Here is a 14,775-nt window from a genome sequence, read left to right as displayed (position 1 = left end):
CAATTGGAGCCGTTAGGCCTGCAAGTCTTTGACCATCAGCACATGTGGAATTCCATCTTCCATAAAAACATCAGAGGCAGTCTCATAACCCAGCTTCTGATAAAAGCCTTCGGCCTGCTTCTGCCCATGGAGCTTGGCTTGGCGGAGACCCCGTTCAGCGGCCATCTTCTCCAGTGAGCCGATGATTAACGAGCCTAGTCCGCTCTTGCGGTGCGGGGCCAGCAGACAGATCCGTTCCAGCTTGGCCCATCCGTCTACAGCTCTTAGCCTGGCGGTCCCTACCGGCGAATCCGCATCCTCCTGGAACAGCAGGATATGCTCCGCCTGTGTCTCGTATTGATCGAATTCATCGGCCAAGGGAACCCCCTGCTCCTCCACGAACACTTCCCGCCTGATGCTGAACGCCTTCTGCATACCCGCATCATCCTTAACATATTCTATCCGCATTTGTTCTCTCCCTCTCCTTATTCCGGCTGCTTAATACCCGCCCAGAAGATTCCCCAGATATCCCCTAGCCGTTCTTCAAATTTCTCCTGTGAATAAAAAAACATCTGCATCGCTATCCCGTCCAGCAAGCAATAATAAGCCGAGAGCAGACTGTCCGCCTGCTGCTGCCTGATCACTCCGGCCCGCATACCCTCTTCAAAAATACTCCGGTACAATCCGGCAGACTGCTGCTCCATTAAGGCAATCTGCTCTTCCAGTACGTCACGGAAGAACGGCGGGGGAAACTGCACCGCCATTTTGTAAAAGGCCGTCAGCACCGGCTGCTCCAGCCTGTAATAATAATTCTTGTACACGATCTCGCGTAGTCTTATCTCCACAGGCATATCCCTGAATTCAGTGTACAGCCGCTCTAGGAATTCATAATAATGCCGGGCCATTTCGTGAAACGCAGCTAGGAACAAATCCTCTTTTTTGGCAAAATAGGTAGCGATGGATTGCTTCTTAATCCCTACCGCCCGGGCAATACCGGCCAGCGAAGCTCCTTCAAAGCCCTTCTCGGCGAATTGTGAACAGGCAGCCCCCAGAATCGCGTTAGCAGTCATTTCTACACCCTCCCTGACGATCGTCAGGCAATTATCACATATAGCTTCACCCTCTGTCAATGCTTGCCTCTCAGAGACAGGCTATTAGAATTTTTCATTCTACAATTGACATTATTTATCAAAAGTTGTACCATTTTATAGATTTGATTTCCGGCAATGAGGTGTAGTGATGGGTAAACGCAATGATATTCTACAGGCCACGTTAGATTTAATCACTGAAGAAGGCTTACAATCCGTAACCTTCGCCAAAATCTTCAAAAGAGCCAATGTCGGCTCCAGCACCTTCTATCACTACTTCGAGAACAAAGAGCAACTGGTTAATGAGCTGTACCATAACATCCGCATACATAAAAGTGAGTTCATCATGAACGGATATAACCCCGGCTTAACGATCTATGAGCGGGTAAAGAGCATCCTGAAGAATTCTGCCAACTATTCGCTTCAATACCCCAAGGAAGTTGAATTTACAGAGAACTACTGCTCCTCCCCCTATATTTCCGAGATTCTGCGCAACACGCCTGACCCGCCAACCTTAGAGATCATCTCGATTATTGAAGAAGGCCAACGCCAGGGCATCATCCGGGAAATGAATATTACGCTATGCTGCCAGTTAATCTCCGGAATATTGAGCGCTGTGATTAAAGGCTACTTGAATGGAAAATACCCCCTCAATGAGCATCAGATCCAGCAGACCATTGAATCCTGCTGGCTGGCCATCAAGGTGTAAGAGCTGATCATTCCTTACGGCCCTATAACGCAAATAAGGCTATCCCTTAAGCAGCTATTCTGCAAAAGAGACAGCCTATTGCGGCAGCGTCCGTACTATGAATGCTGTGCCTGCGGGACCCGCTTCCGGCTCCCCGAGGACTTGTAGATCTCTGCAATCAGCTCCAGGGCTTTGATTCCCTCGGACCCGTCAATCCAGAACCTGCGGCCTTCGCGGATGTGCGCATAGAAATCATGAATTAACCGTGAATGCCCGCTTCCCCAGTAGGACTTACCGCCTGTGCTGGCGGTCTGCGGCTCGCAGAGCAGCGTCTCCAGGCCATCCTTCCACAGATAGAGGCTGTCCCTGCGCTGCTGCAGCGTTCCTTGCTCGAAGACCAGCTCCAGCTCAACCGGGGAATTGACCTGATAAGCATTGGTCCCGTAAAAGAGACCGCGCACCTTATTCTTGAAGTCGATGCAGGCATGGGCCGTGTCCTCCACCTCAATCACCTCATTCAGTACATCGGTTGTAACACTGCCCTTCACGCTTAACAGGTCACCGCCGCCGAACCATTGCAGCAGATCGAGAGTATGGATCGCCTGGTTGATCAATACCCCGCCGCCTTCAGTAGCCCAGCGGCCTCTCCAGCTGCTATTCGTATAGTACTCCTCACTCCGGGTCCAGGTCACCACGCCCTTCATGCAGAGGAGATTGCCCAGGCTGCCGGAATCTATCACTTCCTTGATTCGGACCGAAGGTTCATTATAGCGGTTCTGGAAGACTACGCCAAGCTGGCCCGCAGCCTTCTCCGCAGCCGCCTGCATCAGGCGGGCCGAAGGCACATCCAGCGCCATGGGCTTCTCTGTTAATACATGTTTGCCCGCGCTGAGGAGTTCAACCGCCATTCCGGCATGCTGATGATGGGGCGTGCACACATGGACAATATGGACATCGGGCCGCTCCAGCAGCTCTCTGTAATCCGTCAAGCCTTCACATCCATAATCCTGAGCGGACTGGGCTGCCTGAACAGGATCACTGTCCACTACGGTAACCAGCCGCGCATCCTCTATGGAAGCAATAGCTCTGGCATGCAGCGGAGCAATCGCGCCGCAGCCTATAATCGCTGCTCCGGTTGTTTTCATCTTATCCACCTTCCGATCTTCTGGTAGCTGATATCCTGCTATTTAAGCGTCTCCGGGGTCAGATTAACCGCTTGCCGCTGGGCTTCCAGACATAGCTCTGCCGCCTTGAACGCATGCTCCTGGGTCATGGCCTGTTCCGTCCGGTGCAGGCAGTCCAGAATCAGCTCGCCGAAGAACGGGAAGCCGACCTTACCGGCCACATGTTCATAATGCTCGCCTTCACGGTCCACCCAGTAGACATGATCCGGTGTGCTGGAGCGGCCGATATCGCTGTACTTGCGCAGCTCTATATACCCTTCCGTGCCCAGAATAATGGTCCGTCCGTCGCCCCATGTCCCCAGCCCCGCCGGAGTGAACCAGTCCACCCGGAAATACTGGGTAGCTCCATTATCGCCGACCAGCGTGGCATCTCCGAAATCCTCCAGCTCCGGGTACGCCGGATTGTTGTAATTGGCTACCTTGCTGTGCAATACCTTGGCATCACGGCAGCCTGCATAGAAGAGGAACTGTTCGATCTGGTGGCTGCCAATGTCACAGAGAATGCCGCCGTACTTGTCACGCTGGAAGAACCATTCCGGGCGGCTCTTCGCATTTAACCGGTGAGGACCCATGCCCATTACCTGAATGACACGGCCAATGGCTCCCTGCTGCACCAGGTGACCGGCATACACAGCGCTCTCCACATGCAGCCTTTCACTGTAATACGTCATGTACTTCCGCTGTGTCTGCTCCACCTGAAGGCGTGCTGCTGCCAATTGTTCCAGTGAGGTGAACGGTGATTTGTCCGTGAAATAATCCTTGCCGTGCGCCATGACGCGCAGACCCAGCGGACCGCGCTCCGAAGGAACAGCCGCCGCTGCCACGAGCTGAACCTCGGGATCTTCCAGAATCTCTTCGGCGGAACGCGCGGCTCTCACGCCGGGATAGGTGTTCAGGAACACTTTTACCTTCTCCGGGTCGGGATCGTATACCCATTTCAGCTGAGCTCCCACCTCTACCAGCCCGTTGCACATTCCGTAGATATGCCCATGGTCCAGTGCCAGTGCTGCGATTACGAATTCACCGGGTCCAACTACAGGCTTCGCTTCATGTACCGGTGCATACATCATTCCATCCTTGCGGCTCATACCTGCTCCCCCAATCTGGAGTGCAGATGCCGGAAGCTGATCTCCAGGCTCTCGAACGGATCACGCTGGCACACATCCTGCTCTACGATATGCCATTCCACGCCGGTCTTCCTGCAGGCTTCAATAATCGCTCCATAATTCATATTGCCCTGGCCGATTTCGGCAAAAACAGGCTTACGCGACAGGATCGTCATATCTTTGAAATGCACAGCCTGCATTCTGCCCTCTACTTTATGAATCCACTCCACAGGATCACCGCCGCCTGCCTGAACCCAGTACAGATCCAGCTCAAAGCCGAAGACCTCCGGATCACTCTCCTGCAGCAGCACCTCCATGCCGGTAAGACCGTCGAACCGTTCAAATTCAAAATCATGATTATGATAAACAAACTGCAGACCATACTGTTCCTTCAGCGTACGCGCAATCCCGGAAGCTAGCCTGGCGAACGTGCGGTAGCCCTCCTGACTGGTCTGATATTCTGCCGGCAGGGAGCCAAGACCGATGTACTTGCAGTCCCACAGCTTATGCTCGGCAGCGAGCGCATCCAGGTCATTCGCCAACCGGTCCCAGGGAACATGCGTTGCACAGATCTTCAGGCCGAATTCATCTGCATAGTCCTTCACCAGCTGCGGGTCCATAGGGCCAATCCCGGAGATCTGCACGGCCTGGTAGCCGATTTCGCTCACCTTCCGCAGACTTTCTCTCAGCGCCTCCGGCGTCCGGGTGTATTCACGCAGCGTATACATTTGGGCAGCAATATTTGAAAGCTTCATTTCATTCATCCACTCCTAGATTCATTAGAATTGGTCAGGCTGATGCTGTTCATACTGAAATACAGCGCAATGCTAGTGGGTTCCCGATACATCCAGGGCTTGCTGGCTGACGGGCGCTTTGTGAAAAGTGGAATTCTCCACCTGCATCATCAGCTTTTCATGGAACAGCTCACTGTCGATCGGCAGGTCCACCCAGTTGTCGGTCCATGCGGACAGGTACATGGCATTGGACAGGGTCAGGCCGTGAATGCCTTCTTCTCCCGGCGCCAGGAGCGGCTCATCCTGCAGAATGGCATTGGTGAAGTTACGCAGAATGCCTTGGTGCTGCTCACCTTCCCCGGGTTTAACCGGAATTTCACACTTCCAGCACTCCGGCGCTCCGAACCCTCCGGTGAATTCAGCATTGAATTGCGGCTCCGGTGTACGAAGGCGGAAGAAGGTCAGCTTGCCGTCTTCGATGAGGATTTTGCCGTTGTCGCCTGTAATCTCGAACCGGTTCGTCCCCGGCGCTTCCCCTGTAGTGGTGATGAACAGCCCCGTTGCGCCATTCTCATATTCCACATAGGCGGTCACATCATCCTCCACCTCAATGTTGCGGTACTTCCCGAAGTGGCAAAAAGCCCGTACCCGCTTAGGCATCATTCCCGTCGTCCATTGCCAGAGATCCAGCTGATGCGGGTCCTGGTTAAGCAGCACCCCGCCGCCTTCTCCGCCCCAGGTCGCCCGCCAGCCGCCGGAATCATAGTAGCTCTGAGAGCGGTACCAATTGGTGATAATCCAGTTCGTCCGCCGGATCTCCCCAAGCTCCCCGGACTGAATCAGCTCTCTGAGCTTCTGATAGAGCGGGTTCGTCCGCTGGTTGTACATGATGCCGAACTTGCGGTCCGAATTCGCTGCAGCGTCATTCATCTCCTGCACAGCCTTGGTGTACACACCGGCGGGCTTCTCAATCAGAACATGCAGCCCGTACCCCAGCGCTTCAATCGCCAGCGGCGGATGATCATAATGCGGTGTAGCAATCAGCACAGCATCAATGCTGCCGGACTTGAACAATTCTTCCGGTGAACCGAACCGCTGTACACTTGCCGGCAGATGCTCCTCTGCCCAGTCCAGACGCTCCGGGTTACTGTCACATACCGCTGCAAGCTCGGCCCCCTTAACCTCACTCAGCAGACTCTGAGCATGGGCGCGTCCCATATTACCTACTCCTATAATTCCATAGCGTACTGTATTCATCTCCCAATTCCTTTCTGATACTGTTATATGATATGAGGATAACCCTATTTGCCGCCGGTGACCATGACTGTAATTAAGAACTATTTGTATATAAATAAGATGTATTAGATAAATGAAAGCGTTATAATAGGTTTATAATCGTTTTGGGGGAGCCAAGCCATGAATATGACAGCTAACGGAAATTTGACCGGACGCCTGCTGCACAATCTGACCGTTACCGTTACCCACGCCCAGTTAACCAGCCGATACCCGGGATGGAACCGGACGAATGAGACCCCTTCCTTTAACCGGCTCTATTATATTGATTCCGGCGAAGGCAAGGTAATTATCAACGGTGTGGCCTATTATCCAAGACCCGGACAGCTCATGATTATGCCTGCCGGTTCCACTCAGACCACGGACACCTCCCGCGATAATCCTTATACGCGCTACTATTGCCATTTTGACGCGCAGATCGGAGAATGGCCGCTGTTTCATTCTGCGAATAAGCTCTATATCTGCGATGTGCCTGATCCGGGGGCGGTAAGAGCGATTTTCACGGAGATGATTGATTGGTTCCAGGATACCGGCTTCCTCGCCACCTTGCGGACGCAAGCTTCACTGCTTACGCTGCTGTCGCTCTGTCTGGAATCCGGGGGCTACAGCAATTTCCTTGACGACCTGACGCATACCAGCGACCAGGGCAAACTGGCGGATGTGCTGACCTATATTGATCAGCGGTTAATGCGGCCGCTCGTGGTAGAGGAGCTGGCTGAACTCGTCCATCTGCATCCGAACTATTTCATCCCCTACTTCAAGAAATTCATCGGCGTTCCCCCGATGCAGTACGTGCAGCTGAAGCGGATGGAGCTGGCCAAGAGACAGCTCTCCTACACCAGCTTCAGCATCTCCGCTATCGCCGAGCAGGTCGGCATGGAGCTGGCCCACTTCTCCAAGGTGTTCAAGAAGTCCACCGGCGTCTCTCCGTCTGCTTACCGGAGCAGTACGAGGTAGGGGGCTAATTAGTACCTGAGTATGATCAACATCAGCAGGCTGGATGGATGGGTGGGTGGGTGGACGCTTCCGCTTTTCCACGTTGCCGAGATTCGATGTACCATTCATCCATTTATACTGCGAGTTGATCCGTTGCTGGACGCGACTGTTATGTGGGCCCCCTCCGCCTGTGTGATAACAAGTGCTGATCCAGACTGTTATGTGGCCCCCTCCACCTGTACGGTAGACATAGCAGTTGAATTTTTGTAGCTTAATTTTCCTGCGGGAGCTGCTTGATCGGGACTAAGTGGAAATTTGGCACTTAATTCTGCCGGATCTCCTATTAACCCCCATTTTCAGTGGGATTAAGTGCGGTTTTTCCAACTAATTCTCCAGATTCAGGGTTTGCCGCGGTATTAGATGACGTTTATCCAACTGCTATATAAGACGCACTTAAGTTTTGAACTTGAAGCTTCATCGTCACTGCGGTGAACATTTGGACTTCCGGCCGCTGCCCATCCCCAGATTTCTTGATCTATTCCGCTCTTCGCGGGTGAAATCCGGTGACTGCTGATGCTTCCGGAGTGAGCTTTTCTGCGGAAAGCTTTCAGGCGGTCGCTACCGCTCCTACAGTTCCAAATTTCCCCTCCGTTTCTTTTGCTTGTTGTTATTTTTTTTCAGTGCTTCTTATATACCTTCCGCCACACACCACACTAAGATCCGGCATCTCTTCGCTCCACTTAGATGCCCCATACAACAAAAACAGTAAGCCTCCAACTTTAGGAGTCTTGCTGTTTGGAAGTGGAACACCTTACGCTTAAACAGCAGTGCGGGCGGATGCCTGCCTACTTGATCCCGAAGTACGCTTCGGCATTGTTATAGCATATATTCTCAATCGTCTGTCCTACCCAGGCATAATCACGCGGCAGGTCGCCTTCTTCAATCCAGGTGCCGAACAGATTGCAGAGAATCCGCCGGAAGTATTCATGACGCGTGAAGGAGAGGAAGCTTCTGGAGTCGGTCAGCATGCCGACAAAAGGACTGATCAGACCGATGCTGGAGAGCGCCTTCAATTGCTGCAGCATCCCCTCCTTCTGATCATGGAACCACCAGCCGGAGCCCATCTGCACTTTGCCCTTGATGCCGGAGCCCTGGAAGTTGCCGATTGCCGTAGCAATCATCTCATATTGTGAGGGATTGAGCGTGTAGACGATGGTCTTCGGCAGCTGTCCGCTGGCATCCAGCTCATTCAGCAGCGCGTTCAGGCTGCGGGCCATATTGAAGTCCAGAATGGAATCGAAGCCGCTGTCCCTGCCAAGAGCCCCGAACATACGTGAGTTGTTATTGCGCAGCGCTCCGATATGCAGCTGCATGCTCCAGCCCCGTTCATGGTACAGCCGGCCTAACTTGAGCAAGGTGTGGCTCTGGAATTTCTGTTCCTCCTGGGCACTGATCTCTTCGCCTTTGAAGGCACGGGCAAATATGTAAGCCGCTTCATGCTCTGTGGAATGGGCATGCGGAAGCTCACCGAAGGCCTGATCCGACAGACGGCAGCCGTGCTTATGGAAGTAGTCGATCCGTGCCGTCACTGCCTGGATGAATCCGGAGTAAGAGTGAATCTCCAGACCGCTCGCCTCACTGAGCAATCCGACATATCCGGCAAAACCTTCATCACGGATGTTCAGCGCACGGTCCGGTCTGAAGGTTGGCGCAACCACTGTCTCAAGCGCCTTGTCGCTCTTGAGATGCATGTGATGCTCCAGCGAGTCCACGGGATCATCTGTCGTGCAGACGACATCTACGTTAAATTTTCTTAGAATGCCTTGTGTAGTCAATTCTTCTCCTTGCAGCTGCTCATTGCAGCGTGCCCAGACACTCTCGGCAGTATCTTCGGACAATAGCTCGTCGATACCGAAGTAGCGCTTCAATTCCAGATGGGTCCAGTGGTACAACGGATTGCCCAGCATCTCAGGTACGGAGCGGGCCCAGGTCATGAACTTGTCTTGATCCGAAGCCTTCCCGGTAATCAGCTGTTCGTCAATGCCGAGCCAGCGGAGTGCCCGCCATTTGTAGTGATCCCCGGATAAGGCCAGATCGGTAATATTGCGGAACTTGCGGTTACTGCTAATCTCCTGAGGATTCAGGTGACTATGGAAATCGTAAATGGGCATCTTACGGGCATAATCATGATACAAGGTTTGTGCACTTGAGCTTAACAGCAGCCAATCGTCATGAATAAAAGATGAGGTACTCAATGTGTTCTCCAGCCTCTCGTCATTCATATTTGTTGATCCATCGTCCTCCGGCGGACGGCAGCCGGTTCTGCGCGTTTGCACTACCATACTACCATACTTGTATGGTAGTATGGTAGTGCTTCCACAATAGATCATCAGGAGGGTTACACGATGGAATACACTATCGGTACACAAGCGGTTTCCACAAGGGACATCGTGTACCGTTCACTGAAGAACCAGATTCTGCTGCTGGAGCTTCCGCCGGGAACCGGCATTTCAGAGAAAGAGATTTCACTCAAATTCAACGTCAGCCGCACACCTGTGAGAGAAAGCTTCGTGCGTCTGGCCCAGGAGGGGCTGCTCGCTGTATATCCCCAGCGGGGAACGGTAGTCTCCCTGATTGATTCTGAACTTGTTGAAGAAGCCCGCTTCATGCGTGAGCATCTGGAGCGGGCAGTGATCCGGGAAGCCTGCCGCTCCTTTCAAGCCAGGAACCTCATTGATCTGAAGGCCAATCTGGACAAGCAGAAGCTCTGCATCGAAGATCAGGACTATAAAGAAATGTTCATGCTGGACGAAGAGTTCCATCATGTGATTTTCACAGGCTGCAACAAAAAGAATACCTGGGAAGTGATCCAGCAGATCAAGGTTCACCTGAACCGCAGCCGGATGCTTAAGCTCACCGCAGATCATAACTGGGAGCATCTGTATCAGCAGCATTATTGTCTGTATGAAGCCATTGAACAGCATAATATCAATCAGGGGGATCAGATTATGCAGGAGCATATGGCCCTGACTATCGCCGATCAGGAGATGCTGATGGCGAAATATCCGCAGTACTACAAGCAGCGACCAGAGAACTGATACACCATCCGCAGAATCATACTTTCACCAGAGAGAGGTTGGATCACTATGTCTGAGTTGGCTTTACATCCTGCACTAGCAGGCAAAATTGTCGTAATTACCGGAGGGGCCGGGGCACTCTGCAGCGCAATGGCTCTGGAGCTGGCCCGTCAAGGCGCGAAGGTCGCCATTCTGAACCGTACGGAGGCCAAAGGAGCGGCTCTCGCCGCACAGATCACTTCCGGCGGCGGTCAATCGCTGTCTTTGGCCTGTGATGTCATGGATGCTCTTAATGTACAGCAGGCTGCCGATGAGATCCGCAGGCACTGGGGTCCCTGCGACTTGTTAATCAACGGGGCCGGGGCAATCAGCCGTCGGCGATCACTACCAAAGAGACTTTGCAGGACGGTGATCTGGAGAATCCCGATATCGTCTCCTTTTTCGATCTGTCCGTCAGCGGATTTCGCAGTGTCCTCGACTTGAATCTGACCGGAACCTTAATTCCGACCCAGATCTTCGCCAAGCAAATGCTCGGACGGCCCGGAGCCTCCGTTATTAACATTTCCTCGATGAGTGCCGCTTCGCCTATGACCAAGGTTCCGGCCTACAGCGCTGCCAAAGCGGGTATCAATAACTTCACACAATGGCTTGCTGTCCATCTGGCAGAATCCGGGATACGGGTGAATGCCATTGCCCCCGGCTTCTTCATCACTACCCAGAATGAACAACTGCTGGTTGACCCGGATGGCGAGCTGACTGAACGTTCCCGCAAAATCATCTCCCAGACGCCTATGCGCCGGTTCGGCACACCGGAGGATCTGCTCGGCACCTTGCTCTGGCTGGCAGACGAGCAAATGTCAGGATTCATTACCGGCATCACTGTCCCGGTGGATGGCGGCTTCATGGCCTATTCCGGAGTGTGAACAGCCAGCAAGTGGAATAATGTATCTTAATCCGGCGATTTCTGTGCGTTTGACGGAAGCAAGTGGATAAACAGCATCTCCTATCGTTACTATTGGCTTTATTGGATGAAATGGGACAATTTAGATGCTGTTTTTCCAACTGTTGGTTGTTATGCGTCCATTGGTTCATTAACAAGTGTGGACAATCCAACTATTTCCCTGCTATGGCATCCGAACTCGTCGCTAATCGGCAACTCTTAATTTCCCACTGGAATTCAAGGGAATCCAAAAAAGGAATTCAAAAAAACTGAACCCCGTCACCAGGGTTCAGTTCAAATGAACGAACAAACTTCAGCTATGCGCTTCGACCAGTACACCGTCCTCCAGATGAAGCACCCGGTCGCACCATTCCAGCATCCGTTCATCATGAGTCACCATAACGGCGGCCTTGCCTTCGCTTCGAACTTCGTCAGCGATCATCCGCACCACTTCCCGGCCGCGGCTGTAATCCAGGCTGGCCGTCGGCTCATCGGCGAACAGGATCGCCGGCTTGTTCATCCAGGCCCGGGCAATAGCCACCCGCTGCTTCTCGCCCCCGGACAGCTGTTCGGGGTAATGGTGGCGGCGCTCCCAGATGTCCAGACGCTTAAGCAGATAGGCGGCGCGAACCTTGGCATCCTTCGTGCTGAGCTTCGCCAGCTTGGCTACGTAGAGCAATTGTTCCTCCACCTTCAAGAATGGCAACAGCTGCGCGCTCTGAAACATGAAGCCGATCTTCTGCAATCTTAGCTCTGTCAGTTCCCCTTTGTCCTTGTCACGCAGCGATTCACCGTCAAGGAAGATTTCTCCGCGGGTTGGCGTGAGCAGGGCACCGGCTGCTGAGAGAAACGTGCTTTTGCCAGAGCCTGACGGCCCCAGCACAGCAACGAATTCGCCTTCGTTCACCGTAAGATCCAGATTATTCAAGACAGTCATTGCCCCGTCTCCGTCCCCGTAGGTCTTGGTCACCTGCTTCATCACTAATTTCGCACTCATGCTCCAGTCCTCCCTATCGCTTCCAAGGCGTCCACCTTGGCTACTCTTGCCACCGATATCAATGAACCCAGCAGCGACATGCCAATGAACAGCAGACTGGTCATCGCCATCGTCTGTCCGTCCAGCTCAAACGGCATCGTGTCGGGCAGGCCCATATTCATCCCAAGCGTAAGCAGAATGCCCAGCGCCAGACTGGCTACGGACAGCAGCATGACTTGACCGACTACACTCCAGGCCAGATAGGACATCTTCGTCCCCATCGCCTTCAGGATTCCGAACTGGCTGGTCTTCTGGATCGTGATGACATAGAAGAATACAGCAAGAACTACGGCAGCAATCACGAACAGGAATACAATCATCATGAGCAGTGAATTCTGCTCGGCGGCATAACCGGGAACGCTTGCGACTGCCTGCTTCTGTGTAATAACCTCAACAGCCTGCTGTTGCCCGGCAATCTGATCGGCCTGTGCCGCCGTTACATCCAGTGCAATCACGTTATAAGGAGCACTGCCTGTACTGTCAGCAATGCCTCCCTGAACCGCCCCCTGCTTCATCGCCTGCCAGTCAAGCGGATTGATATAGACAACCGGGGTATGGCTGTAGGAGCTGTCCTTCACGAAGCCGGTGACCGTCCAGCTCATGCCGGAGGCCTGATCGCGGATCGTGCTGCCGATGGTCACGCCGGATTGCTCCAGCTTGGAATCCGCAACTGCGCTCCCCTGAACCTCATTCGTAATCCCGGTGCCTTCCGTCACTTCAGGAGCCAGCATCCCCGTCATATCGACGGCAAAAAAAGTTATGTCTGCCTTAACATCAGCACCGGAAGCGGTAATGGTACTGGTCTGCACGCCAAGCGGAGTCGCCTTCGCCTCTCCGGCTACCGCCCGGACAGCCGCCAGCTCCGTCTCGCCTAACTGGGAACGTCTAAAGGTATGGTCCGCATCGCTCTGCACGACAAAGTAATTGGCGGGCATATTTTTCAAGGCGGAGATGTTAGCATAGGCAAGTCCTCTCGCCAGTCCGGTCACGAAGAGGACCAGGAACGATACCAGCAGCATAATCACCATAATGAGACTGTAGCGTGCTTTGGAGTGCCTCATCTCCCGTAGAGCCAAAAACATACAACCACTCCTTCTAATCTGTATAACTACAGTCTAGAGAGTGAAGATGAACGGAGTATGAATAAAGAATTACACTATATAGATTGAAATATAGACGTTTCCAAAACAGATGGTATGCGCAACTGCGGTGAATATTGGACTTTCGGCCGCTGTTGTTCCCAGATTTCTTGATTTATACCGTCATACGCGGTGGAAATCCGGTAACAAAGGCGTACGCTATCGCTCCTACAGTTCCAAATTCCCCTCCGCTGCTTTCATCTATTTTAAATACGTCTACTCCATCTATATATTGGCTGGGCGGCAGGGCAGAGTAACGGTAAACGTTGTTCCTTCCCCTACCGTACTGGTCACCTCAATCGTCCCGTTATGCGCATGGATGATCTTCTGGGCAATGGCCAGCCCCAGCCCGCTGCTGTTACGCTCACGGGAGCGCGACTGGTCCACTTTATAGAACCGGTCGAAGATCATCGGCAGCTGCTCCGCCGGAATGCCCGCACCGTTGTCGGTCACGGTTACTATACATTGCTGGCCCTCCACATGTGCTGCAATGCTAATCGTCCCCCCGGCCGGGGTGTATTTGACCGCATTGGTCACCAGATTCATCCATACCTGATAGAGCAGATTGGAATCTCCCAAAAGCGTTATCTCTGCTGCATGCAGCCGTACCGCAAGCTCCTTCTCCGTAAGATGCCATTCCATAATCTGAATGACCTGGCGCAGCTGGGCGCGCAGATCGAAGCTTCTCTTCTCCAAGGCATTCTCATCATAATCCAGAGAGGACAAGGTGAGCAGTTGTGTGCTGAGCATGGATAACCTCCGGCTCTCATCGTCGATGATCGCAAGATACTCCAGACGCTGTGCTTCCGGCAGGGTGCCGTCTTTGAGCGCATGGGCGAAGCCCTGGATGGAGGTTAACGGCGATTCGATCTCATGGGAGACATTAGCGACGAATTCCTGTCTGGCCCGGTTCGTCCGCTCCAGCTCCCGGCTCATGGTCATGAAGTGGGATGCCAGTTGGCCGATTTCGTCACGCCGGGCGGTATATAGCTTAATGTCGTACCTGCCCTTGGAGATCTTAAGGGTGGCCTCGGTCAGCCGGGTAATGGGTTTCACCACATGAAATGCACTAATCAGCACAAACCACAGGCTCAGCAGAATAATAACTACGATCAGCACGGCAAAAAAGATCCGCAGCTCCCCGAACTGCACCTGGGCATCCGGACGCATGAACAAGGCATAGGTCTCCCCGTTGATATGAACCGGCACGCCAATTGAATTACTAAGCTGGTTATCGAAAAAACCGGTCACGAACAGCTGGCCGGGGAAATGACCCACGCCATGATAGATCTCTCCGGCTAATACCTTGCGCAGATCCTCTTGCTGAAGGTCATTTTTGCGGAAAGGCAGACCGTAGAACCGCTCCTCCCCGTTGGCATTGACCAGATACATCTTATACCCCAGGGAAGCGGTACTCAGGAGATATTCTTCGGTCGCATCCGGGTGGTCTTCAATGAACTGCTGCAGTCCGGTGGCCATCCGGGTCAGCTTGGCATCGTTCTTCGGCTTGATCTGGGACTGGTAATAGAGATTGGAGACCAGAAACCCCAGCACGCTGCTGATAATAATCACAGA

Annotated in this window: 13 protein-coding genes and 1 pseudogene; 4 read left to right on the top strand and 10 right to left on the bottom strand. The window is 53.2% G+C overall.

Annotated elements, in window-relative coordinates:
- Positions 1-12: 12 nt before the first annotated feature.
- Entirely contained in the window at positions 13-447 is a 435-nt protein-coding gene (locus KDC22_RS15820; protein ID WP_211723742.1) for a GNAT family N-acetyltransferase, read from the bottom strand.
- Positions 448-464: 17 nt separating this feature from the next.
- The gene (locus KDC22_RS15815; protein WP_211723741.1) at positions 465-1,049 is read right to left on the bottom strand and encodes a TetR/AcrR family transcriptional regulator; all 585 of its coding nucleotides are present in this window, start codon (positions 1,047-1,049) and stop codon (positions 465-467) included.
- 169 nt (positions 1,050-1,218) lie between these two features.
- Here KDC22_RS15815 and KDC22_RS15810 point away from each other — a divergent pair, with 169 nt between their 5' ends.
- Positions 1,219-1,776 (top strand): TetR/AcrR family transcriptional regulator, encoded by a 558-nt coding sequence (locus KDC22_RS15810; RefSeq protein WP_173127163.1) that lies wholly within the window; start codon positions 1,219-1,221, stop codon positions 1,774-1,776.
- A gap of 95 nt (positions 1,777-1,871) precedes the next feature.
- Here the strand turns inward: KDC22_RS15810 and KDC22_RS15805 are convergent, their stop codons facing one another.
- The 4 genes from KDC22_RS15805 to KDC22_RS15790 form a co-directional block, all read right to left on the bottom strand.
- The gene (locus tag KDC22_RS15805) at positions 1,872-2,900 is read right to left on the bottom strand and encodes a Gfo/Idh/MocA family protein (RefSeq protein ID WP_211724063.1); all 1,029 of its coding nucleotides are present in this window, start codon (positions 2,898-2,900) and stop codon (positions 1,872-1,874) included.
- 38 nt (positions 2,901-2,938) lie between these two features.
- Positions 2,939-4,027 carry a Gfo/Idh/MocA family protein gene (locus KDC22_RS15800; RefSeq protein WP_211723740.1) on the bottom strand — a complete coding sequence of 363 codons (1,089 nt, stop codon included), beginning with the start codon at positions 4,025-4,027 and terminating at the stop codon, positions 2,939-2,941.
- Positions 4,024-4,800 carry a sugar phosphate isomerase/epimerase family protein gene (locus KDC22_RS15795; RefSeq protein ID WP_173127155.1) on the bottom strand — a complete coding sequence of 259 codons (777 nt, stop codon included), beginning with the start codon at positions 4,798-4,800 and terminating at the stop codon, positions 4,024-4,026. The genes KDC22_RS15800 and KDC22_RS15795 overlap by 4 nt, the downstream gene beginning before the upstream one ends.
- A gap of 72 nt (positions 4,801-4,872) precedes the next feature.
- Positions 4,873-6,036: a Gfo/Idh/MocA family protein gene (locus KDC22_RS15790; protein WP_211723739.1), complete on the bottom strand. Its 1,164-nt coding sequence runs from the start codon at positions 6,034-6,036 to the stop codon at positions 4,873-4,875.
- A gap of 159 nt (positions 6,037-6,195) precedes the next feature.
- Between KDC22_RS15790 and KDC22_RS15785 the strand changes: the two genes are divergently transcribed.
- Positions 6,196-7,029, top strand: coding sequence for a helix-turn-helix domain-containing protein (locus KDC22_RS15785; RefSeq protein WP_343222022.1), 834 nt, complete (start codon positions 6,196-6,198; stop codon positions 7,027-7,029).
- Between the two features lie 824 nt (positions 7,030-7,853).
- On the opposite strand, the gene uxaC is transcribed toward KDC22_RS15785, so the two are convergent.
- Complete coding sequence (gene uxaC, locus KDC22_RS15780; RefSeq protein WP_211724062.1) at positions 7,854-9,290, bottom strand: glucuronate isomerase; 1,437 nt, start codon at positions 9,288-9,290, stop codon at positions 7,854-7,856.
- A 123-nt stretch (positions 9,291-9,413) separates the two neighbouring features.
- Here uxaC and KDC22_RS15775 point away from each other — a divergent pair, with 123 nt between their 5' ends.
- Positions 9,414-10,106: a GntR family transcriptional regulator gene (locus KDC22_RS15775; RefSeq protein WP_173127149.1), complete on the top strand. Its 693-nt coding sequence runs from the start codon at positions 9,414-9,416 to the stop codon at positions 10,104-10,106.
- A 48-nt stretch (positions 10,107-10,154) separates the two neighbouring features.
- A pseudogene (locus KDC22_RS15770) lies at positions 10,155-11,008 on the top strand (SDR family oxidoreductase).
- A 330-nt stretch (positions 11,009-11,338) separates the two neighbouring features.
- Here the strand turns inward: KDC22_RS15770 and KDC22_RS15765 are convergent.
- From KDC22_RS15765 to KDC22_RS15755, 3 genes are all read right to left on the bottom strand, one after another.
- Entirely contained in the window at positions 11,339-12,022 is a 684-nt protein-coding gene (locus tag KDC22_RS15765) for an ABC transporter ATP-binding protein (protein WP_211723738.1), read from the bottom strand.
- Positions 12,019-13,143: an ABC transporter permease gene (locus KDC22_RS15760; RefSeq protein WP_211723737.1), complete on the bottom strand. Its 1,125-nt coding sequence runs from the start codon at positions 13,141-13,143 to the stop codon at positions 12,019-12,021. Before KDC22_RS15760 ends, KDC22_RS15765 begins: the two co-directional genes overlap by 4 nt.
- 282 nt (positions 13,144-13,425) lie before the next feature.
- Positions 13,426-14,772, bottom strand: a complete 1,347-nt coding sequence (locus KDC22_RS15755; protein ID WP_343222021.1) for a sensor histidine kinase — start codon at positions 14,770-14,772, stop codon at positions 13,426-13,428.
- Positions 14,773-14,775: the final 3 nt, after the last annotated feature.

It is taken from the genome of Paenibacillus tritici (genome assembly GCF_018207515.1).
Lineage (GTDB): Bacteria > Bacillota > Bacilli > Paenibacillales > Paenibacillaceae > Paenibacillus_AQ > Paenibacillus_AQ tritici.
The sequence above is the reverse complement of the archived record's forward strand: the minus strand, read 5'-3'. Positions and strand labels throughout refer to the sequence as shown.

Bases quoted from the DNA above. Each gene is read 5' to 3' on its own strand.
- KDC22_RS15820 (WP_211723742.1), bottom strand. From the start codon at position 447: ATGCGGATAGAATATGTTAAGGATGATGCGGGTATGCAGAAGGCGTTC.
- KDC22_RS15815 (WP_211723741.1), bottom strand. From the start codon at position 1,049: ATGACTGCTAACGCGATTCTGGGGGCTGCCTGTTCACAATTCGCCGAG.
- KDC22_RS15810 (WP_173127163.1), top strand. From the start codon at position 1,219: ATGGGTAAACGCAATGATATTCTACAGGCCACGTTAGATTTAATCACT.
- KDC22_RS15805 (WP_211724063.1), bottom strand. From the start codon at position 2,900: ATGAAAACAACCGGAGCAGCGATTATAGGCTGCGGCGCGATTGCTCCG.
- KDC22_RS15800 (WP_211723740.1), bottom strand. From the start codon at position 4,027: ATGAGCCGCAAGGATGGAATGATGTATGCACCGGTACATGAAGCGAAG.
- KDC22_RS15795 (WP_173127155.1), bottom strand. From the start codon at position 4,800: ATGAAGCTTTCAAATATTGCTGCCCAAATGTATACGCTGCGTGAATAC.
- KDC22_RS15790 (WP_211723739.1), bottom strand. From the start codon at position 6,036: ATGAATACAGTACGCTATGGAATTATAGGAGTAGGTAATATGGGACGC.
- KDC22_RS15785 (WP_343222022.1), top strand. From the start codon at position 6,196: ATGAATATGACAGCTAACGGAAATTTGACCGGACGCCTGCTGCACAAT.
- uxaC (WP_211724062.1), bottom strand. From the start codon at position 9,290: ATGAATGACGAGAGGCTGGAGAACACATTGAGTACCTCATCTTTTATT.
- KDC22_RS15775 (WP_173127149.1), top strand. From the start codon at position 9,414: ATGGAATACACTATCGGTACACAAGCGGTTTCCACAAGGGACATCGTG.
- KDC22_RS15765 (WP_211723738.1), bottom strand. From the start codon at position 12,022: ATGAGTGCGAAATTAGTGATGAAGCAGGTGACCAAGACCTACGGGGAC.
- KDC22_RS15760 (WP_211723737.1), bottom strand. From the start codon at position 13,143: ATGTTTTTGGCTCTACGGGAGATGAGGCACTCCAAAGCACGCTACAGT.